The sequence below is a fragment of the Comamonas sp. C24C genome (genome assembly GCF_053345995.1).
Genome location: NZ_JBKFBC010000006.1, coordinates 142,795 through 163,023, shown reverse-complemented (window position 1 = coordinate 163,023; position 20,229 = coordinate 142,795). Strand labels below are relative to the sequence as shown.

At 64.9% G+C, this 20,229-nt stretch carries 18 protein-coding genes; 4 read left to right on the top strand and 14 right to left on the bottom strand.

What is annotated here, in order from left to right; translation table 11 throughout:
* Positions 1 to 4: 4 nt before the first annotated feature.
* The gene (locus ACLBXN_RS13125; protein WP_447612410.1) at positions 5 to 250 is read right to left on the bottom strand and encodes a PP0621 family protein; all 246 of its coding nucleotides are present in this window, start codon (positions 248 to 250) and stop codon (positions 5 to 7) included.
* Positions 247 to 1,053: a cytochrome C assembly family protein gene (locus tag ACLBXN_RS13120; protein WP_050872476.1), complete on the bottom strand. Its 807-nt coding sequence runs from the start codon at positions 1,051 to 1,053 to the stop codon at positions 247 to 249. The genes ACLBXN_RS13125 and ACLBXN_RS13120 overlap by 4 nt, the downstream gene beginning before the upstream one ends.
* 453 nt (positions 1,054 to 1,506) lie before the next feature.
* Here ACLBXN_RS13120 and ffh point away from each other — a divergent pair, with 453 nt between their 5' ends.
* A complete protein-coding gene (gene ffh / locus ACLBXN_RS13115) occupies positions 1,507 to 2,898 on the top strand; it encodes a signal recognition particle protein (RefSeq protein ID WP_447612409.1) in 1,392 nt (463 codons plus the stop codon).
* A 248-nt stretch (positions 2,899 to 3,146) separates the two neighbouring features.
* Complete coding sequence (locus tag ACLBXN_RS13110) at positions 3,147 to 3,725, top strand: C40 family peptidase (RefSeq protein WP_447612408.1); 579 nt, start codon at positions 3,147 to 3,149, stop codon at positions 3,723 to 3,725.
* A gap of 63 nt (positions 3,726 to 3,788) precedes the next feature.
* Here ACLBXN_RS13110 and ACLBXN_RS13105 read toward each other — a convergent pair whose 3' ends face one another.
* From ACLBXN_RS13105 to modA, 9 genes are all read right to left on the bottom strand, one after another.
* Entirely contained in the window at positions 3,789 to 4,487 is a 699-nt protein-coding gene (locus ACLBXN_RS13105; RefSeq protein ID WP_447612407.1) for a DUF1266 domain-containing protein, read from the bottom strand.
* The gene (locus ACLBXN_RS13100) at positions 4,484 to 5,686 is read right to left on the bottom strand and encodes a hypothetical protein (protein WP_447612406.1); all 1,203 of its coding nucleotides are present in this window, start codon (positions 5,684 to 5,686) and stop codon (positions 4,484 to 4,486) included. Before ACLBXN_RS13100 ends, ACLBXN_RS13105 begins: the two co-directional genes overlap by 4 nt.
* The gene (locus ACLBXN_RS13095) at positions 5,668 to 7,980 is read right to left on the bottom strand and encodes a hypothetical protein (RefSeq protein WP_447612405.1); all 2,313 of its coding nucleotides are present in this window, start codon (positions 7,978 to 7,980) and stop codon (positions 5,668 to 5,670) included. Before ACLBXN_RS13095 ends, ACLBXN_RS13100 begins: the two co-directional genes overlap by 19 nt.
* Before the next feature lie 187 nt (positions 7,981 to 8,167).
* Entirely contained in the window at positions 8,168 to 9,496 is a 1,329-nt protein-coding gene (gene miaB / locus ACLBXN_RS13090; RefSeq protein ID WP_407714243.1) for a tRNA (N6-isopentenyl adenosine(37)-C2)-methylthiotransferase MiaB, read from the bottom strand.
* A 157-nt stretch (positions 9,497 to 9,653) separates the two neighbouring features.
* A complete protein-coding gene (locus ACLBXN_RS13085) occupies positions 9,654 to 10,058 on the bottom strand; it encodes a hypothetical protein (RefSeq protein ID WP_447612404.1) in 405 nt (134 codons plus the stop codon).
* A gap of 96 nt (positions 10,059 to 10,154) precedes the next feature.
* Positions 10,155 to 11,018 (bottom strand): formate dehydrogenase accessory sulfurtransferase FdhD, encoded by an 864-nt coding sequence (gene fdhD / locus ACLBXN_RS13080; RefSeq protein ID WP_447612403.1) that lies wholly within the window; start codon positions 11,016 to 11,018, stop codon positions 10,155 to 10,157.
* A gap of 57 nt (positions 11,019 to 11,075) precedes the next feature.
* Positions 11,076 to 12,161, bottom strand: coding sequence for a molybdenum ABC transporter ATP-binding protein (gene modC, locus ACLBXN_RS13075; RefSeq protein ID WP_211457047.1), 1,086 nt, complete (start codon positions 12,159 to 12,161; stop codon positions 11,076 to 11,078).
* Positions 12,158 to 12,838 (bottom strand): molybdate ABC transporter permease subunit, encoded by a 681-nt coding sequence (modB, locus tag ACLBXN_RS13070; protein WP_447612402.1) that lies wholly within the window; start codon positions 12,836 to 12,838, stop codon positions 12,158 to 12,160. The genes modC and modB overlap by 4 nt, the downstream gene beginning before the upstream one ends.
* A gap of 189 nt (positions 12,839 to 13,027) precedes the next feature.
* Positions 13,028 to 13,834, bottom strand: coding sequence for a molybdate ABC transporter substrate-binding protein (gene modA, locus ACLBXN_RS13065; protein WP_447612401.1), 807 nt, complete (start codon positions 13,832 to 13,834; stop codon positions 13,028 to 13,030).
* A 97-nt stretch (positions 13,835 to 13,931) separates the two neighbouring features.
* Here modA and ACLBXN_RS13060 point away from each other — a divergent pair, with 97 nt between their 5' ends.
* Complete coding sequence (locus ACLBXN_RS13060; RefSeq protein WP_249334142.1) at positions 13,932 to 14,804, top strand: TOBE domain-containing protein; 873 nt, start codon at positions 13,932 to 13,934, stop codon at positions 14,802 to 14,804.
* A 167-nt stretch (positions 14,805 to 14,971) separates the two neighbouring features.
* Here ACLBXN_RS13060 and ACLBXN_RS13055 read toward each other — a convergent pair whose 3' ends face one another.
* Positions 14,972 to 15,973 carry a Bug family tripartite tricarboxylate transporter substrate binding protein gene (locus ACLBXN_RS13055; protein ID WP_050872450.1) on the bottom strand — a complete coding sequence of 334 codons (1,002 nt, stop codon included), beginning with the start codon at positions 15,971 to 15,973 and terminating at the stop codon, positions 14,972 to 14,974.
* 119 nt (positions 15,974 to 16,092) lie between these two features.
* Entirely contained in the window at positions 16,093 to 17,706 is a 1,614-nt protein-coding gene (mdlC, locus tag ACLBXN_RS13050) for a benzoylformate decarboxylase (RefSeq protein WP_447612400.1), read from the bottom strand.
* 112 nt (positions 17,707 to 17,818) lie between these two features.
* Here mdlC and ACLBXN_RS13045 point away from each other — a divergent pair, with 112 nt between their 5' ends.
* Positions 17,819 to 18,724, top strand: coding sequence for a LysR family transcriptional regulator (locus tag ACLBXN_RS13045; RefSeq protein WP_447612399.1), 906 nt, complete (start codon positions 17,819 to 17,821; stop codon positions 18,722 to 18,724).
* A gap of 151 nt (positions 18,725 to 18,875) precedes the next feature.
* Here ACLBXN_RS13045 and ACLBXN_RS13040 read toward each other — a convergent pair whose 3' ends face one another.
* Positions 18,876 to 20,045, bottom strand: a complete 1,170-nt coding sequence (locus ACLBXN_RS13040) for an MFS transporter (protein WP_003051435.1) — start codon at positions 20,043 to 20,045, stop codon at positions 18,876 to 18,878.
* Positions 20,046 to 20,229: the final 184 nt, after the last annotated feature.

Sequence of the window (20,229 nt, the reverse complement as noted above, 5' to 3'; positions counted from 1 at the left end):
GGGATCAGTGGCTGCCGGGGTCTTGCTGGGCCAGGCGGCGATGTTCCGCGCTGCAGAAGCTCTGGCCCGAGGCATCGCTTACGGCATCGGCTTGCGGCAGGTGCAGGCCGCAGTGTGCGCAGGCCACCATGGTCTGAGCTTTCGGGAGAGTGGTGGCCGTCCGGGTGGGCTCTGCCGCTTCGGCGCGGCGCTTGCTGCGCCAGATGCCGACAGCCACCACCACGACCAGCAGGACCAGCAAATACTTCATGCCGCGCGCTCCAGCAGGACTTCAATCACAAAGCGCGAGCCGACATAGGCCAGCAGCAGAAAGATGGCGCCGATATAGAGCACGCGCACGGCGCTCTGGCCGCGCCAGCCAAATCGCTTGCGCCCGAACAGCAGCACGGCGAAAGCCAGCCAGGACAGCAGCGAGAAAACGGATTTGTGATTCCACACCCAGGCCTTGCCGTAGAGCTGTTCGCCAAACAGCCAGCCCGCGGCCAGCGTGGCGGTCAGCAGCACAAAGCCGGCACCGACAAAGCGGAAGGTCAGCCGCTCCAGCGTCAGCAGAGGCAGTCCGCTGTCATGGTCGCCGCCCTGGCGCATCTGCCGCTCGGCATGGCTCATCAGCGCCCCGTGCACGACGGCTGCGGCAAACAGGCCGTAGGAGGCAATGCCCAGGGCCAGATGCAGCGGCAGCCAGGCCGAGGCGTTGACATGCAGCGGAGTGCCGGGAAACACCACGGCCAGAAGCACGGCCACACTTCCCAGTATGGACAGCGGCCAGCGTGAGCGCAGCTGCGGGTACAGCTGCTGCTCGACCACATAGACGGTCAGCACCAGCCAGGCGGTGATCGAGAGCGCGGGTGCGAAGCCGAAGCGCGGCTGCTCGCCCAGCAGGCCCCAGCCCAGCAGCAGGGCATGCAGGGCCCAGGCCAGGCGCAGGCAGCGGCGGGCGCCGGTTTCTTGCAGATGCCGGCTGGCAAGTGCAGGGATGGCATAGGCAATGGCTGCTGCCAGGGCCAGAATCCAGCCAATGGGGCCAGCTGCAGTGAGCGGTTGGGAAAGCATGCTTTCTATGATAGTGCCGCAGGCCTGCACTCATGCTTTGCAGGATGCTGCCATGCGTCAAATTTGCGCATAAAGCGCAGCCGAAGCCGCTTGCGACCCGGGTTTGAGCGCCTGGGCAGCCGCCTAACCCCATTTCCAAGGGCTTTCGCCTCGCGGCCGGTAGCCGGGCTGGCGCAATCTCCCGCGATGCCCAAGGTCTTGCAGAGTGCTTCGGGTCGCTCTCTTGCGGGCCTGCCCCGCCTTTGGGAAGGGGTTGCACGGGCTTTGCGCGCCCGGGGCAGGTCACGGCAAGCCTGCAGGCATCGTTCGCGAAGGGCAGCGGGTAAAATGCGGGTTCATGCCGCTTCGTCCCGCCCGTCTGGGTCCCGCCAGGTTCGGCCTGCAAGCTGCCCGGAGACCCGTGCCGCGCTCGCGCACGACTCCCCATCCATAACTTTCGAATGCTTTTTGCTTATGGCCTCCGCACTCACCGATAAACTCTCGCGCCTTGTCAAGGAGATGCGCGGCCAGGCCCGCATCACCGAATCCAACGTCCAGGACATGCTGCGCGAAGTGCGCATGGCCTTGCTGGAGGCCGACGTGGCCCTGCCCGTGGTGCGCGACTTCATCGCCCGCGTCAAGGAAAAGGCGCTGGGCCAGGAAGTCATCAGCTCGCTGCAGCCCGGCCAGGTGCTGGTGTCCATCGTCAACAAGGAGTTGGCGGCGACCATGGGCGAAGGGGTGGCCGACATCAACCTCAATGCCCAGCCGCCCGCCGTCGTTCTGATGGCCGGCCTGCAGGGCGCGGGCAAGACCACCACCACGGCCAAGCTGGCCAAGCATCTGATCGAGAAGCGCAAGAAAAAGGTGCTCACGGTCTCTGGCGACGTGTATCGCCCTGCGGCCATCGAGCAGCTCAAGACCGTCACGGCCCAGGCCGGTGCCGAGTGGTTCCCTTCCACGCCCGACCAGAAGCCCCACGATATCGCCGTGGCCGCGATCGACTACGCCAAAAAGCATTTCTTCGATGTGCTGCTGGTGGATACGGCCGGTCGTCTGGCCATCGACGAGCTGCTGATGGCCGAAATCAAGGATCTGCACGCCACGCTCAAGCCCGTTGAAACCCTGTTCGTGGTCGATGCCATGCAGGGTCAGGATGCGGTCAATACGGCCAAGGCCTTCAAGGAAGCACTGCCGCTGACCGGTATCGTGCTGACCAAGCTCGACGGCGATTCGCGCGGCGGTGCGGCGCTGTCGGTGCGCCAGATCACGGGCGCGCCCATCAAGTTCGCCGGTGTCTCGGAAAAGATCGACGGCCTGGAAGTCTTTGACGCCGACCGCCACGCACAGCGCGTGCTGGGCATGGGCGACATCGTGGCCCTGGTCGAGCAGGTCACCAAGGGCGTGGACATGGAGGCCGCGCAGAAGATGGCCGAGAAGCTCAAGAGCGGCGACGGCTTCGACCTCAACGACTTTCTGGCCCAGCTGCAGCAGATGAAGCAGATGGGCGGTCTCTCGACCCTGATGGACAAGCTGCCCGCCGAGCTGGCCGGCAAGGCCGGTCAGGTCGATATGGACAAGGCCGAGCGCGAGATCAAGCGCAAGGAAGGCATCATCTGTTCCATGACCTTCAAGGAACGCAAGAACCCCGCCCTGATCAAGGCCACGCGCAAGAAGCGCATCGCCGACGGCGCCGGCGTGCAGGTGCAGGAAGTCAACCGCCTGCTCAAGGAGTTTGAGCAGATGCAGACCATGATGAAGAAGTTCAAGGGCGGCGGTCTGATGAAGATGATGAAGAAGATGGGTGGCATGAAGGCCATGAAGGGCATGATGGGCGGCGGCGGCATGCCCAAGCTGCCGTTCTGATATTTGATTCCCCCTGAGCCGCTGCGCGGCGGCGCTTGCTCGCCGTCCCTGAGTTGGGGTGTGCTTGGTTTGAGATCAGCGATCTATAAAAAGTGAGCTGCTGACGCAGGTTAGATCTAGGTTTGGATGAGAAATGCATCTGAATCGTTGATCTGGCAGGCGTTAGCAGCTCACTTTTTTGTAAAGAAGCGCGCCAATCCGGGGCAATTGCTGGATGTACAGGCGGCTTTCTGAGAACATGCCTTTCCATGAAGCTACAAGACAGGACTTTCGTGGAGGCGGGGCAGCGGCAAGCTCTGCCTCAATGTCTGGAGCGCCGCAGCGCGCTGTTGGTGGCGGGTTCGCTGCTTGCGCTGCTGGCAGGCTGCTCCACCACCAGGGACAAACCACGGCCTGCCGCGCAAGGCGGCTCATCGGTGCGCCCGCTCAATGCGCTGAGCCTGGATGCCGAGTTGCGCGAGTCCCTGCTGGCGCGCACCATGCTGGTGGTCAACACGCCCTACACCTACGGCGGCAACTCCCCTGAGGGCGGCTTTGACTGCAGCGGACTGATTCAGTGGGCCGTTGGCGGCATCACGGAAACCCGTCTTCCCCGCACCACATCGCAATGGGCACAGGCCAGCAATCCGGTGGACGGGCGCGATCTGATGCGCGGCGACTTCGTGTTCTTCAACACCCTTGGCGGGCGCTATTCCCATATGGGCATTTTTGTCGGCAACGGACAGTTTGTGCACGCGCCGTCCAGCGGCGGGACGGTGCAGCGGGTGCGCATGGACAATGTGTACTTCGCCAAGCGATTCACCGAAGCGCGCAGCATCTTTGCCTGAGTGGCGCGCGGCGGATGCGAAAAGGGACTGCCAGGCAGTCCCTTTTTTACGTGCGTTGTCTGCCTATGCGGCGGACGCTGCAGCACCATCGCCGCTCAGCGGCAGATCCCAGCGCATCGCGTGCCAGGGGTGCTGCTCCTGCGTCACCCACTGGGCCACCTCTTCGATCGTGAAGGCCTTGCCCAGCACATCGCTGCGGCCCTGCGCCAGCCATTGGGTGCGGCCCTGGGCATAGGCCTGGCCGAAGGCCAGCCAGCTGTCGAAGCATTGCTGGGCGCGCTGGGCATTGAGCTGCAGGATGTCCCAGTGCAGGGCTTCGTCCACCCAGTCCAGCAGCCTGGCACTGCGCACAAAAAAGGTCACGCGCGCGCAGGCAAACGCCATGGCGGCGCGCGCATCGTCGCTGCGCTGCAGGCGCTGCAGATCCAGCATGAACCAGCGCTGGCGCATGGCATCGGGCAGCTGCTGGCGCACCTGTTCGTCGCTGAGGTCGGTGCGCAGGCCCAGGTGGTGCAGGATCATGGGGCGCAGCTGCTTGGCCAGCGCATCGTCGGCGCCATGCAGATCGCTGGCAAAGCCGCCCTGCATGGCGTGGTAGGCCATGGGGTGGGCCAGGGCCAGGGCCCAGTTGCGCTCCTGGCTGCCGGCCTGGTAGCTGATGATGTCGCCGCGCTGCTTGGCCTCCTTGAGGCGCTTGAAGCCGCCGCGCAGCACCCAGAAAATCAGGGCCACGACAAGCAGGAGAATCGTCCATGCGTTCATGAGCGAACTCCCTGGCGGCCGGGGCGCTTTCTGGCCATCAGCAAGGTCTGCTTCAGCGCGGCGGATTTGGGCATGCGCTCGATGACTTCGCTGTCCAGCGAGTCCTTGCGTGCCGCCACCATCCACTGCATCAGCGGCGACTGCAGATTGAGCTGCGGCAGCAGTGCGGGGTGTTGCTGCATCAGCCACAGCTGCTCGGCATCGGTCTGCAGCTCCTGCACCGAGCACCAGGGCGCCAGCCCCGGATGGGACTTCAGCAGCTCGGGCGGGCGGCGCACAATGCCCATGGACAGCGCGTCCTCGGGCACCTCGTCATTGAGCGGCAGATGGTTGAGCAAGGTCACCACATCGGGCATATAGCGCGCAATCGGCGGCCGGTTCTGCTTGCCCTTGATCTGCTCGATCTGCAGCTTGCCGTCTTTTTGCACATAGGCGTTGACGGTGATGCGCGGCTGGGCCGTGCCCGTGCGGTAGCTGAACAGCCGCATGCGCCCCGACTCCAGACCCTCGGCGTAATGCTCGCCATAGCCGCCGCTGAAGGACTTGCGGTTGGCGAACTGGCCCACGCAGTGGCCCATCATCTGGCTTTCATAGGCCATTTCCTGGCGCATCTGCGCACTTGTGGCGTCGAACTCCACGAACGTGCCATGCTGGCCGCGCAGCAGCCCGTGCACGGCGCCCGAGCTGTGCTCGACCCGGCCGCTGCTCTGCTTTTTCTCGAAGGCCAGATGCTCCAGCGTCCAGCGCGCCAGCGCCTGCGGGCAATTCACGCGCTGCAGCTTGCCTTCGAGCGAAGTGCCCTTGCGGGTGGAGAGAAACTCCACCAGTCGCGTCTCCAGCGCCAGCAGGGCCGCGCTGTCGGGCTGCACCCACCAGAGCTCGGGCAGCTCGAAGCCGGCCTGCCTGCGCTCCAGGCGCTCCAGCGCCCAGGGCGGCGGCTGCTGGCGGCCCGTCAGCTCCTGCAACTGCTGGATATCGGCAATGCGCAGCACGGCCGGCTCATCGGCCTGCAGATTGCCCACCACATGGCGGTAGAAGTGATTGCCCAGCCAGGCCGCGACCTCGGCCGCGTCGCCGCGCTCGGCGCTGCGTTCCTTGATGCGCTGCTTGATGGCCGGCGCGTTGACCACATCGCGCGCCTTGTAGGCGCTGGCGGCAGCGGTTTTCTCTATGACCTGATTCACCAGAATTTCCACCATGGCTTGCGACCCGCTGCTGCAGCACCGGCCTGGGCATCGCGCTCGGCCAGCTTGCGCTCGGCACGCTCGATGCCGGACTGCGACATGCGCCGCTCGTCCTCGTCGTCGTCCTGGTCCAGATAGCTGTTGGCCTGCTTGTGCAGCGCCACGGACTCTTCCAGAAGCTCGGGATAGGCTTCCAGTGCACAGGCCAGGCGGCGCAGCGGATAGCAGTCCTGCAGCGCAATGATCTCCTGCTGATGCGTGCGCAAACGCGGCAGCACCAGCTCGGGGCGCGTGCTCGAGAAAAAGTCCAGCATGGACATCAGGGACGCCAGGTAGTTGCGGCGTACGTCGCGCTGCTCTTCCTCGTCGAGGTCGTGGAACCACTGGTCCAGACGCTCCATCCAGATGCTGATCTCGTCGTCGCGGTCGAGCTTGTAGAGCGACAGCGCGACGGTGGAGAAATAGCGCGTGGGCTCATGACGGCTGTAGCCATGCTCCTGGGCGAAATGCCACAGGCGCTCGGCTTCGACCACGGTCTGCGCGTCGTCGTCCTTGCCCACCGCGCACCACAGCAGGCCGTTGTGGTGCTCGGCAAACGGGCTGCTGCCCAGCCCCTTGTGGTGCAGCTCGGCGGCCTCGTCGTAGCGATCCATGAAGCGGTACTTGATGGCCAGGTTGTTGCACAGCATGGAGTAGACATGCAGGTCGGCGTCCTTGAAGCGGCCCTGGCCGCTGGCCCAGAAATGCTCGAAGCGGGCCAGGCCCTGCTCGTAGTAGCGCACGACCAGAGGCTCGCGCACCTCCTGTGCCGGCACCTTCTTCTTGCCGCCCATCAGCGGCGCCAGATCGTCGGCATCGTCCAGGACCACGCCGGCGGCATAGCACCAGTGCGCGCCATGGGCGTCGGGGAAGGGGCGGGCCAGCGCTTCTTCCAGCGGCAGCGCGGCAAAGCGCGCCGCCCAGAGCGTGGGCAGCTTGTCGCTGTCGGCCATCTCGGGATGCTGGCCCACGCCGATTTCCAGCAGCGGCAGGGCCTGTTCCATCTGGCGCTTGCGTGCCAGGCGCAGGCCGTCGAGCAAGGCCAGCACCGGATGGGCCGGCTGGGCCGCACGCACCATGTTCAGATAGAAATCCGCAGGGTGCAGCGGCATTTCCTCCTGCGCGAGCAGCTGGCGCATGTCCTCGTCGGTCTGGCCAATGGCCAGAACCAGGGCCCAGGTGATGGCGTTGGCCGGGTCGTTGCTGAACTGCTTCTTGGCCAGCTCGAAGGCGGCTACGGCCGAGACGGGGCGCGCGTGGAGCACGCTCTGAAGCGCCAGATCGGCGGCTTGCTTCAAGCGGCCGGTCTGCTCCAGCCAGCCCAGCCAGGAGGCGGTGAAAGGATCGCCCGGATCATCCGTCAGGCCGAAGTGTCCCAGAGGGGCCAGCTGCAGGGCTGCTTCCAGCTGACCGGCCTGCGCGCAGGCCTGGGCCTGCAGCCGCAGTATCTTGACTTGGCGATGTGCCTTGACGGCCTGGGAAGGCGGGGGATTTTCCAGGATGCCGAGCTGCTGCTCGCAGGCCATGAGCAAGGCCGGCAGGCTTTGCGGAGCCAGCGGCAGCACATGATCGGCCAGCGTCATCCAGCGATCAAAGTCCACCTGCTGGTCGGGGGCAGCATCGCGCAGCAGGTTGATGGCGTTCTGCACCAGGCTGGCAGCCTCGCTGACGTGGCCGCCTTTGTGGGCCATTTCCGCCTTGCGAACGCAGACGATGGCATCGAGGTAAGCCGCATCTTCGGCCAGATCGGGATTGCGGCGCTCCTGGCCGCGTTGCAACTCAAGCCCGGTGGCTGCTGCATCCCAGGCCTGCAGCTCCGAGGCCATCCAGTGCCAGCCATGCCAGTAGTTGTCGCTGTCCACGGCTTCGGGCAGTCGGGCAATGGCCAGCGCTGCCGATCCCAGCAGCGCGCGCGCGGAGGGCTGGTCAAAGCCCATGCGGCTCTGGATATCGCTGAGGTTCAGGCGCAGCATTGCTTCGGCAGGAAGCAGCTCGTCGGCGCCGGAAAGGACGGCAGCGCGATGCTGCTGCAGCAAGGTGTTGGCCGCTTCGGGCTGATCGAGGTACAGCCAGAAGTCGTGCACGCGCTCGAGTTCCTGCACGGTGGCCGGGGCAAAGTTCTGCTGACCCATCAATTCCACCGCCGCCGCGATGCGGTCCTGACGGCTGATGCTGCCGGGCTTGTCGTCGTTGTAGTCGTTCAGTAGCTCATGGGCTTGATCCAGCAGGGCGTAGATGGCTTCGCCTTGCAGTGCAGCAGTTTGGTTCATGGTGTACAGAGTTCAATCCGAGGCAGCTTGGCCCCAATAGACCACCATCCTAGCTGCGGATTGCAGGGGCGTGTGCCATCCGGCAAGGCATGACTTTTTGTTACAAAAATTATAACCAGTCATGAAAAAAGCCTGCGCGGCATGGCCGGCAGGCTTTTGGTAGAGGAGGCCAGGGAATGTCGGGCCATCAATCCTTGAGCAACACTTCGCCGCGCAAGGTGTAAGCCTTGGCTTCGGTAATCTTCACATCCACCATCTGGCCGATCAGGCGTGCGTTGCCGGGGAAATTGACCACGCGGTTGCAATAGGTGCGGCCCATCAGTTCGCTGCCGTCACGCTTGCTCACGCCCTCGATCAACAGGCGTTGCACGGTGCCGACGCGCTCCTCGCTGATCTCCTTGATGTTGTTGTTGATCACGGCCTGCAGCTCCTGCAGGCGGCGCAGCTTGACCTCGTGCGGCGTGTCGTCCTGCAGGTTGGCCGCAGGCGTGCCGGGGCGGGGGCTGAAGATGAAGCTGAACGAGTTGTCGAAGCGCACATCGTGGATGAGCTTCATCATCTTCTGGAAGTCTTCCTCGGTCTCGCCGGGAAAGCCCACGATGAAGTCGCTGCTCATGGCCAGATCGGGACGGATGGCACGCAGCTTGCGGATGGTGCTCTTGTATTCCATGGCCGTGTAGCCACGCTTCATGGCCATGAGAATCTTGTCGCTGCCATGCTGCACGGGCAGGTGCAGGTGGCTGACCAGTTGCGGAATCCTGGCGTAGGCCTCGATCAGGCGCGGCGTGAATTCGTTGGGGTGGCTGGTGGTGTAGCGGATGCGCTCGATGCCGGGAATCTCGGCCACGTATTCCAGCAGCAAGGCGAAGTCGGCCATCTCGCTGGTGTCGCCCATCTTGCCCAGGTAGGCGTTGACGTTCTGGCCCAGCAGCGTGATTTCCTTCACGCCCTGCTCGGCCAGGCCCGCGACTTCCACCAGCACGTCCTCGAACGGGCGGCTGACTTCCTCGCCGCGTGTATAGGGCACGACGCAGTAGCTGCAGTACTTGGAGCAGCCTTCCATGATGGAGACAAAGGCCGAGGCGCCTTCCACGCGTGCCGGCGGCAGGTGGTCGAACTTCTCGATTTCGGGAAAGGAGATATCGACCTGGGGCTTGGCCTTGGCCGCACGCTGATTGAGCAGCTCGGGCAGGCGGTGCAGGGTCTGGGGGCCGAAGACCACGTCCACGAACGGAGCGCGTTTGATGATCTCGGCGCCTTCCTGACTGGCCACGCAGCCGCCCACGCCGATCAGCACGCCTTTTTCCTTGAGATGGCGGATGCGGCCCAGATCGCTGAACACTTTTTCCTGGGCCTTCTCGCGCACCGAGCAGGTGTTGAAGAGGATCAGATCGGCCTCGTCCACGTTCTGCGTGGGCTCGTAACCCTGGGCCGCGCCCAGCACATCGGCCATCTTGTCCGAGTCGTACTCGTTCATCTGGCAGCCAAAGGTTTTGATAAAGACTTTCTTGCTCATGGGGCGCTCTTGTCAGGTGGGCCTGCAGTATCTGCAAGCACAAAGTGATAGCGGCTGGCGCCTGCCATCACTGGATTTGGATATGGAAACAGTTCGAGAAGCTTGCAGAAAAAGCGCAAGCAGCTCTTTAATCAATAGCGGTCGGCGCGGGCCGAACTCAGCTGCCGAAAACGCGCTGCAGCAGGGTGCGCGGCTGAATCGGCTTGTATTTCTCGATCTCGGCAGGGGTCAGAATCCAGGCCGTGTGCAGACCCTGGGTCTGTGGCTCGATCACATAGCCCACCAGCATCTTCTGGCCTGCATAGTTGCTGGCAAAAACAATGCTGCGCTCGCGGCTGAACAGGCGAAAGCCCGGCGTGGTGCGGATGGCCGTGCCGTTGATGGCCACTTCGGGGAAGTTGGTCACGGTCAGCTCGCCGAACTGGGCTGTCGGCGGGAAGTTGCGCGTCTCGTCCGAGGGCAGGCCCTGGGCCAGGGCCGGCAGGCCGGCACTGGCGGCAGCGGCCAGCAGGGCGCAGGCCACGTAGCGACGGCTGATGAGGTCGGTGGTGCAGCGGTTCATGGTGTATATCCAGGGGCTGATCGTGGGGCGGTCAGAGCTGGAGTCATGGCCGCAATGCCGTGATTCTAGAGGCTGGAGCTTGGCAGCAGGGCTTGCTCAGGCTTTGCCGCCCGCGGCGTAGAGCACGGCCCGGGGCGGGCGGCACAACCCCCAGAAACGCAGTCCGGTCAGCTCCGCCATGCGCACGCCCATGTCGGTAGGGGCCGAAATCGTGGCCAGCGCCGCGATGCCGACCTTGGCGCATTTGCGCACCAGCTCATGGCTGCCGCGGCTTGACAGCAGTACGAAGCCGGGCTCGCCGAGGCGGCCCGTGCGCGCCAGCCGGCCGACCAGCTTGTCCAGCGCATTGTGGCGGCCCACGTCTTCCAGCACGTCCGTGATGTCGCCCGCCAGCGTGGCCCAGCCTGCGGCATGGATGGCGCCGGCCTCGGCATTCAGGATCTGATGTGGGGCCAGGGCGCCGATCGCCTTGAGCACGGTGGCGGCATCGACCTGCTCCAGCCAGTCCTGGGGCGGCAGGGCGTCAAACGACAGATCCAGCGCCGCAAAGCTCTCCACTCCGCAGACGCCGCAGCCCGTGCGGCCCGTCATGCTGCGGCGCCTGTCCTTGAGCCGCGCAAAGCAGCGCGAGGCGATGTCGAGCTGCACTTCCATGCCGTCCATGCCTTCGGGCAGGCCGGCCGCGTCGGCAGATACGGCGCGGGCTTCGATGCCGTAGCAGTCTTCAGTGCTGTCGATGATGCCTTCGGTCAGTGCAAAGCCGAGGGCGAAGTCCTCCACATCGGTGGGCGAGCCCATCATCACCGCATGCGAGATGCCGTTGAAGACCAGTGCGATCGGCACCTCGGCCGCCAGCACACGTTCCTGCCGCTCCTGCTGCCCGGCGTTGAAGAAGCGCACGGCACGGGTGTGCAGCGGTGCGATCGGCTGGGCCGGGATGGGGCAGGAGGACTCGGTCATGGGCTGATGATAGTCAGCAGGCGCATCCCTTGCCGGCCAGGGGCGGATGCGCTGCGCTCAGTCCAGCAGCGCCATGCCCTTGATCTGGGCATACACCGGCATGCCGGGCTGCAGCTGCAAGGCCCGGGCCGAGTGCTGGGTGATTCTGGCCAGCAGCCGCGTGCCGCCCGCCTGCAGCGAGACCATGACCTGGCCCGGCCCGTCCTCGCGCAGGTCCAGCACCTGCACCGGCAGGATATTGAGAATGCTGCTGCCTTCGGGCCTGAGCAGGCTGAGGCTGACATCGCGCGCTTGCACGCGCAGCGGCACCGTGCTGCCGGGCTCGCGCGGGCGGGCCATGACGAGTTGCAGCCGGCCTCCGTCAAAGACCAGGGTGCTCAGATGATCGGCGGCGTCATGGTCATGCACCGTGGCATGGACCACGCTGGAGGCCACGTCGCCATGGGCCAGCGGCAGATCAAGGCTGGACAGCAGCTCGGTGACGGAGCCCTGCGCCAGCACCTTGCCCGCGCCGAGCAGCACCATGTGCTGGGCCAGGCGTGCGACCTCGTCCATGGAGTGGCTGACGTAGATGACGGGAATCTGCAGATGACGCTGCAGCTGCTCCAGATAGGGCAGGACTTCGGCCTTGCGCTGGGCATCGAGCGCGGCCAGCGGCTCGTCCATCAGCAGCACTTCGGGGCTGGTGGCCAGCGCTCTTGCAATCGCCACGCGCTGGCGCTCGCCGCCCGAGAGCGTGGCGGGCATGCGCTCCATCAGATGGGCAATGCCCAGCAGTTCGACGGCTCTTTCCTTGGAGACCTTGCGGCGTTCCTGCGGCGTGCGCCTGAGTCCGTAATCGATATTGCGCTGCACCGAAAGGTGCGGGAACAGGCTGGCCTCCTGGAACACATAGCCGAGCGCGCGCTGGTGCGTGGGCAGCCATTGCCGGCCGGCATCGTCCTGCCATACGGTCTGGTTGACGGTGACGCGGCCTTGGGCCCGCTCCAGTCCGGCGAGGCTGCGCAGACAGGTGGTCTTGCCGCAGCCCGAGGGGCCGAACAGGGCCGTCACTCCGTGGCCAGGAAGCTGCAGATCCACATCGAGTGCAAAGTCCGGCCGGGTCAGCTTGAGCTGGGCGGTGATGAAGTGGGCAGCGGTCATGCGTGGCGCTCCGCTTTGGGTTGCAGCCAGTTCAGGGCCAGCAGCACGATGAAGGAGAACACCACCATTCCGGCCGCCAGCAGATGGGCGTGGCCGTACTCCATGGCTTCCACATGGTCGTAGATCTGTACCGAGACCACGCGCGTGACGCCGGGGATATTGCCGCCCAGCATCAGCACCACACCGAACTCGCCCACGGTGTGGGCAAAGGTCAGCACGGCGGCGGTGATGAAGCCGGGCCGCGCCAGCGGCAGGGCCACGGTCAGAAAGCGGTCCAGCGGACTGGCGCCCAGGCTGGCCGCCGCCTCCATGGGGCGCGGGCCCAGGGCTTCAAACGCACGCTGCAGCGGTTGCACGGTGAACGGCATGGAGTAGATCAGCGAGCCCACTACCAGGCCGGCAAAGGTGAACGGCAGATTGCCCAGGCCCATGGCCTGCGTGAGCTTGCCTATGGGGCCGTTGGGGCCCATGGTGACCAGCAGATAGAACCCGATGACGGTGGGCGGCAGCACCAGTGGCAGTGCCACGACGGCACCGATCGGGCCGCGCCAGCGCGAACGGGTATGGGCCAGCCACCAGGCCAGCGGCGTGCACAGCAGCATGAGCAGCACGGTGGTCACGCCCGCAAGCTTGAGCGTGAGCCAGATGGCTGCGTAGTCTTCGGCATTCAGTTGCATGGAATCAAAAACAGGACTGGCGCAAACCGGGATGCGCGAGGGATGTTTCCATCGACCCCGCACCCTTCCCGATCCGCAGCCGCACAGGCCGCAAAAAAAGACCCTTGGAGTGCCCAGCTTAGCCGAGCAGCGCCAAGGGTAGAGCGGATCGCTGGGTTGAGGCGGGCTCTAGCGCTTGCCGATCAGGCGTCAGAAGCTATAGCCGTAGGAGCGGATGATGTCGTGCGCCTTGGGGCTGCGCAGGTACTTCATCAGAGCGGTGGCGGCCTCGTTGTCCTTGGCGCCGTTGAGCACGATGGCGTCCTGGCGAATGGGTTCATGCATGTTGCCGGGCACTTGCCAGGCCGAACCCTCGCGGATCTTGCCGTTCTCCATGACCTGGGACAGGGCCACAAAACCTAGCTGCGCATTGCCGGTGGCCGCGAACTGATAGGTCTGGGCAATGTTCTCGCCCATCACCACCTTGGGCTGCACCTGTGTGCTCAGGCCGAGCTTGTTCAGCACTTCCATGGCCGCCGTGCCGTAGGGGGCCAGCTTGGGGTTGGCGATCGCGATGTGCTTGTAGTCGCCGGTCTTGAGCACTTCGCCCTTGTCGTCCACATAGCCGGCCTTGGGGCTCCACAGCACCAGGGTGCCGATGGCGTAGGTAAAGCGCGAATCGGCCACGCCCTTGCCTTCCTTGGCCAGCTTTTCAGGCGTGGTGTCGTCGGCGGCCAGCAGAATGCCGAACGGCGCGCCGTTGTTGATCTGGGCGTAGAACTTTCCGGTGGCGCCAAACGACAGCTCGGTCTTGTGGCCGGTGTCCTTTTCGAACTCGGTCGCAATCTTCTTCATCGGCGCGGTGAAATTGGCCGCCACGGCGACCGCCACTTCGGCCGCCTGTGCCTGCGCAGACCACAGGCCCAGCACGGCCGAACTGGTCACGGTCGCGATCACGGCCGCAGAGCGGGCCAGCTGAAAGGAGAAACCGGTGGGGCGGGCAGTGATCTGAGTCATTGAGATTTCGCTATTCATTGATGGAATAGCGAGTGTAACGTGAATGAACAACTGAGGTCGAGCGAGGAAATTGGCTGTCAAGGCATGATGGCGGCCTATGTCTGACACAGAAAATCTCGAACAAGAACAACTGGATATGCCCGACGACGAGGCTGGCCAGGGTGGCGCGCTATCGTCCGATTCGGTCTCCCAGGCGCTGGGCTACGACATGGCTGATCGCCGCATCGCCATCCTGCGCGGCATTGCGCATAGTGGCTCGATCTCCCAGGCCGCACGCGATGTGGGCGTGAGCTACAAGGCGGCATGGCAGGCCATCGACACCCTGACCAATCTGGCCGGCGTGCCGCTGGTCGAGCGCAGTGTGGGCGGCGCCGGGGGCGGCGGCGCACAGATCACGCCGGCGGGCGAGGAGTTGCTGCATGCTGCCGAGGCCATGATGCGCCTGCGCAGCGAATTGCTGCAGCGCATGCAGGCCGGCACGCCCGGTGGCGGCCAGCCCAATCTGGGCCTGATGACCAGCATGCGCAACCAGTGGCCTTGCAGCGTGCTCAAGGTCGAGTCCATCGGCGGGCAGATTCGTGTCTGGCTGCGTGCCGCAAGCGATGCGGGCTCGGACTGGACGATTGCCGCGCGCATCACGCCCGAAAGCTATGAGCTGCTGGGTCTGGCGCCCGGCGTGCAGGTGCTGGCGCTGTGCAAGGCCACGGCGGTCAAGGTCTGGCTGGGGCAGGAGCGGCCTGCGGCGGCCTCGCAGCCCATCAATCTCTGGCCGGCCGTGGTGCAGCGCGCGACCTATGGCGCTGCCACGGTGACCGAAGAAAGCCTGGCCAGCGACGAGGCCATCTGCCGCCTGGGCTGGGGCGCGCAGATCGTGGGCTTTGCACCTGCCATGAGCGGGCTGGTGGCCAATGACCATGTCTGGCTCGAAGTGGCCGAGTCCGCGGTGGTGGTGGCGGTGGCATCCCACTGAAGCACGGCCTGTGTCCCGTCGGGCCAGGTCTGGTGTCCGTCGATGGGCATGCCTCTTGTGCATGCCGGTCTGCGCAAGAGCGGTAAAAAAAGGCCGCCGGTCCTTGCGGACGGGCAGCCAAAAGGGAGTGTTCGGGCAACCGGACTCCCGCATTGAGTCGAAATTCTCTAGTCCACCTTCAAGCCGATTTCCTTGATCAGCGGAGCGAAACGCGCGCGTTCCTTGGCGTGGTGGTCCACGAAATCCTGGCGGCTCATGCGAGGCTCGGGCGTCGAGCCCAGGCCTTGCAGCACCTCGATTACGTTCTTCTGCTCCAGAGCCTTGAGCACGGCGGCGCGCACGGCCTCCACCACGGGGGCCGGAGTGCCGGTGGGAGCGTAGATGCCGAACAGCGTGTCGGCATCAAAGCCGGGCAGACCGCTTTCGGCCAGCGTGGGGACCTTGGGGTACAGAGGAGAGCGCTGAGGGCTGCCGATGGCCAGCAGCTTGAGCTTGCCGGCCTCCACCTGCTTGAGGCCGGGACCTGGATCGAACCAGTACTGCAACTGGCCGCTGAGCACATCGGTCAGGGCCGGGCCGGCACCCTTGTAGGGGATATGGCTGGCATCGACCTTGGCTGCGCGCTTGAACATCTCGCCGGCCAGATGGGGCGAGCTGCCGGGGCCGGGCGAGCCATAGGAGAGCTTGCCGGGATTGGCCTGCAGGTGCTTGATGAAGTCCTGCACATTGCTCACGGGCAGGCTGGGGTTGGTTTCCAGAAACACATGGACGCGTGCCACGGCGGCCACGGGGATCAGGTCTTTTTCGGGATTGAAAGGCAGCTTGCTGTAGATCAGCGGATTGATGCTGATGCCGCCGCCGCTGCTCAGCAGCAGCGTGTAGCCATCCTTGGCCGAGCGCACGGTCTCGCCGATGCCGATATTGCCGTTGGCCCCAGGCTTGTTGTCCACCACCACGGATTGGCCGAGCACCTGGCTCATGGTGGGAGAAATCGCGCGTCCCATCACATCGGCGGCACCGCCGGGGGCGAAGTTCACGATCAGGCGGATGGGGCGATCCGGCCATTTGTCGGAGGCCGAGGCGGTGGTGGCAAAGGCGCCGCAGAGCAGGGCTGGAAGAGCAGCCAGGCCCAGACGGCGCAGGCGATTGATGACAGGCTTTGAGGCCATGGTTTTTTGTCTCCTGTTTGGATTCTGTTTGTGAGCGTTGCCATGCCCGCTTGGGGCATGGCGAGAAAGCCGTCTTCGCCCTCAGGGAAGGCAAGGCGCGAAGCGGCTCGGGAAAGCGGTCAGGCCACCTCGACTTCCACCACGATGGGGCGTGGATGGGCAATGGCCTGCTTGAGCACCTGCGCCAGTTCGGCGGCGTTCTCGACATGCACACCGTCGCAGCCATGACCCTTGGCCATGGCCACAAAGTCGATATCGGGCAGCTCCGTGCCTTCGACCTTTTCGCCGTCGCGGTAGCCAAACACCTTGGAGAAATCCTGCAGTGCCGCATAGCGGCGGTTCTTGAGGATCACAAAGGTGATGGGCAGGCGCAGATTGGCGGCACTCCACAGGGCCTGAATCGCATACATTGCCGAGCCGTCGCCGATGACGGCGATCACCTTTTTTTCGGGCTTGGCCATGGCCACGCCGACCGCTGCGGGCATGCTGTGGCCCAGGCCACCGCTGCACATGGTGAAGAAGGTCTCGCTGTGGAAGATGGGCAGATGGGTCTGAATCGTGGGGCGCGAGCTGGGGGCTTCCTCCACGATGATGCTTTGCGGATCACGCACGCTGGCCAGGGTGTGCATGGCATAGGCCACCGACATGCGTTCGCCGGCCGCAGGGGCTGCGGGAGTGGCCGGTGCGGGCTTGCGCGCCGGGGCGGGGCGCTCGGCGATGCGGGGGCGCTCGAGCAACTCCTGCACGCCCAGGCGGATATTGCCCACGGCCGCCGTGCCCACGGGGGCCCAGGCAGCAATGGCGGGATCGTCAATCAGCTGAAACAGCTCGGAGCCAACGGGGATGAAGGGGCCTGCGCCTTCGACGTGATAGGTGAAGGCGGCTGCGCCCAGCGCAAAAATCTTGTCGTGGCTGCCCAGCAGCTCCACGATGCGCTCGCGCATGGCAGGCAGAAAGCCGGCGAACAGGGGGTGATCCTCGGGGAAGCTGCAGCGCCCGCTCATGGGGGCCACGAAAACGCGGGCCTGATGGCGCTCGGCCAGCGCCACGACCGCATCCCAGGCCTGGCCGCGATCCACGGCCGCACCGACCACAAAGGCCGGGGAGCGGGACGCATCCAGCGCCTCGCCGATAGCGCTGAGCGTCTGCGGGTTGGGGCGGGTCTCGAAGCCTACGTGGCGCAGCGTGACAGGTTCGCAGGGCTTGTCCCAGTCGTCCGCGGGAATCGAGACGAACACCGGGCCGCGCGGCTCCTGCATGGCGATGTAGTAGGCACGGGCCAGTGCCTGGGGCACGTCCTCGGCGCGGGCCGGCTCGCAGCTCCATTTCACATAGGGCTTGGGCAGCTCGGCGGCATCGCGCGAGTGCAGAAACGGGTCGAACTGCAGCAGCGAGCGCGCCTGCTGGCCGGCCGTGATGATCATGGGCGTGCGGTTCTTGAAGGCCGTGAAGATATTGGCCATGGCGTGACCGACACCGGCGGCGGAGTGCAGATTCACAAAGCTGGCATTGCGTGTGGCCTGGGCATAGCCATCGGCCATGCCCACGACCACGGCCTCCTGCAGGCCCAGCTCATAGGAGAAATCCTCGGGGTAGTCGCGAAACAGCGGCAGCTCTGTCGAGCCGGGGTTGCCAAAGATGCGGGTCATGCCCAGCTCGCGCAGCATGGCGATGACGGCGTGGCGAACGGTGTAGCTATCGGGCGGGGTGGCGACTTGAGACGTGACTTGCACAGTAGGTTTCCTTGATCTGGCCGCTCTTCGTGGGGGGGAGCGCTTCAGGCCTATCTTGCATGTCGGCATAATTTCCAGCAATTGAATAAAGCATCTAAGAGATATTCGTTTTATGGATATATCGGGCCTGGATCTCAATCTGCTGCGTGTTTTCGATGCGGTGTTTCGCCATGGCAGCGTCAGCCGTGCTTCGCAGGAGCTGGGCCTGTCCCAGCCCGCTGCCAGCCAGGCGGTGACGCGGCTGCGCCAGTTGCTGGGCGACCCGCTGTTCGAGCGCATGCATGGCGGCGTGCGCCCCACGCCGCGTGCCGAGCGGCTGGCCCAGGCGGTGAGGACGGCGCTGGCAACCCTGGAAGTGGCTCTGGCGGAGGCGCACACCTTCGACCCCTTGCAGGCGAATCAGTGCTTTCGCATTCACCTCAGCGATATCGGCGAGGCGCGTTTCCTGCCGCCGCTGATGCAGGCCTTGCGCGGGCGGGCGCCCCATGTGCAGCTGGAAACCCTGCCCATGCCCATGGGCGAGATTGCCGATGCGCTGGATCGTGGCTCCCTGGATATCGCGATAGGTTTTCTGCCCGGTGTGGCGGGTACGCAGCAGAAGGTGCTGCTGTCCGACCACTACGCGCTATTGCTGCGCCAGGGGCATCCGGTGCTCAGGGGGCTGAAGTCCCAGAGGCTGGATGCCGAGCATTTGCGTGGTCTCGACTATGTGGCCGTGCGCTCGCACTCCGAGACACTGCGCATTCTGCGCAAGCTCGAGCTGCAGGATCAGGTGCGCCTGTCGGCAGCCCACTTCATGGCCGTGCCCTCCATCGTGCATCAGACGGATCTGGCCGTCATCATGCCTGCCGAGATTGCCGAAACCTTTGAAGCACAGGGTGGCTATGTGGTGCTGCAGGCCGATCTGCCCGAGAGTGCCTTCGACGTGTCGCTGCACTGGAGCTGGCGCTTTGCCCGGGAGCCCGCGAACCAGTGGCTGCGGGAGCTGGTCAGCGAAGTGTTCCGGCAGCGCAGATAGAGTGCCCGGCTCATCAAAAGCCCACGCGCTTGCGCTCGCGCTGGACATCCCGAGGGAGCCGCTTGCGGCCTGGGGACGGCGCATCGGTCATGAAAAAAGCGCCAGGCTTTTCAAGCTCTGGCGCTTTGCAGGATTGCGATGGCAGCGATTCTTACTGAAGTTCCTTGCCCTTGAGCTCGGGAATCAGAAACACCGTGGCCAGCATGTCCAGCACATAGATGGCTGCCAGCAGCGCAATCGCCACCTGGAAGGAGTAGGCCATGGCCAGCGCACCGATGACGACCGGGCCCAGGCCGCCGACGGCGCGGCCGATGTTGAACAGCACGTTCTGTGCCGTGGCGCGGGCTTCGGTGGGATAAGCTTCGCTGATGACGGCGCCATAGCCGCCCATCATGCCGTTGACACACAGGCCCATGATGGCTCCCACCCACAGCATGGCCGTGGCATCGGTGAGCTGGGAATAGGCCAGCACCGAGATCACGGAACCGACCTGGAAGATCAGGAAAGTGGGCTTGCGGCCGATGCGGTCGGCCAGCTGGCCGAAGACCCAGATACCCAGCGACATGCCGATGATGGTGACGGCCGTCCACACCGACGACTTGGTCAGGCTGAAGCCCATCTGCTTGGACAGAAAGCTGGGCATCCAGATCATGATGCCGTAGTAGCCGAAGTTCTGCACCGAGGTCAGCACGATCACGCCCAGGCTGATCTTGCGCGTGGCCTTGTCCTTCATCAGCAGCTTCAGGCATTGCATGGCCGAGGGCTGCTCCTTCTTGCTGCGTGCCACGAACACTTCGGGCTCATGCAGCTTGTTGCGGATGACCCAGGCCACCACAGCGGGAATCACGCCGACCAGAAACATGCCGCGCCAGCCGATGGAAGGCAGCAGCAGCGGGGTGAGCATGGCTGCGCCCAGCACGCCCAGTTGCCAGCCCAGCGCCACATAGGACGAGACGCGTGCGCGATGGCGTGCGGGCCAGGCTTCGGCGGCCAGGGCCATGCCGATGCCGAACTCTCCCCCCAGGCCGATGCCGGCAATGGTGCGGTAGATCAGCAAGTCCCAATAGCCTTGTGCAAAAGCGCACAGGCCGGTAAAGACGGCAAACAGCACAATCGTCCAGGTCAGCACGCGGATGCGGCCGTATTTGTCGCTGAGCATGCCGAAGACAATGCCGCCGAAGACGGCGCCGATCAAGGTCCAGGTCACGAGAGAGCCGGCCTGGCCGGGCGTGAGGTTCAGGTCCTTGGAGATGGCCGAGAGCATGAAGCCCAGAATCAGCAGGTCGAAGCCGTCCATGGCGTAGCCGACGGCCGAACCCATGAGTGCTTTCCAGCTGTATCCGTTGACTTCTGTTGGAGCGGCGGGCGCGGCTATGCCTGCCACGGCGCCTGTGGTTTGTGTGGTCACGGGAGAGTCCTTGAGCGAAGACGGACTTTGGGTGCCTGCTGGTCGGCTTTTGCAGAAAAAAGCAGGCCCTCGCTGGGCGCAAGACCAGCGCGCGGGC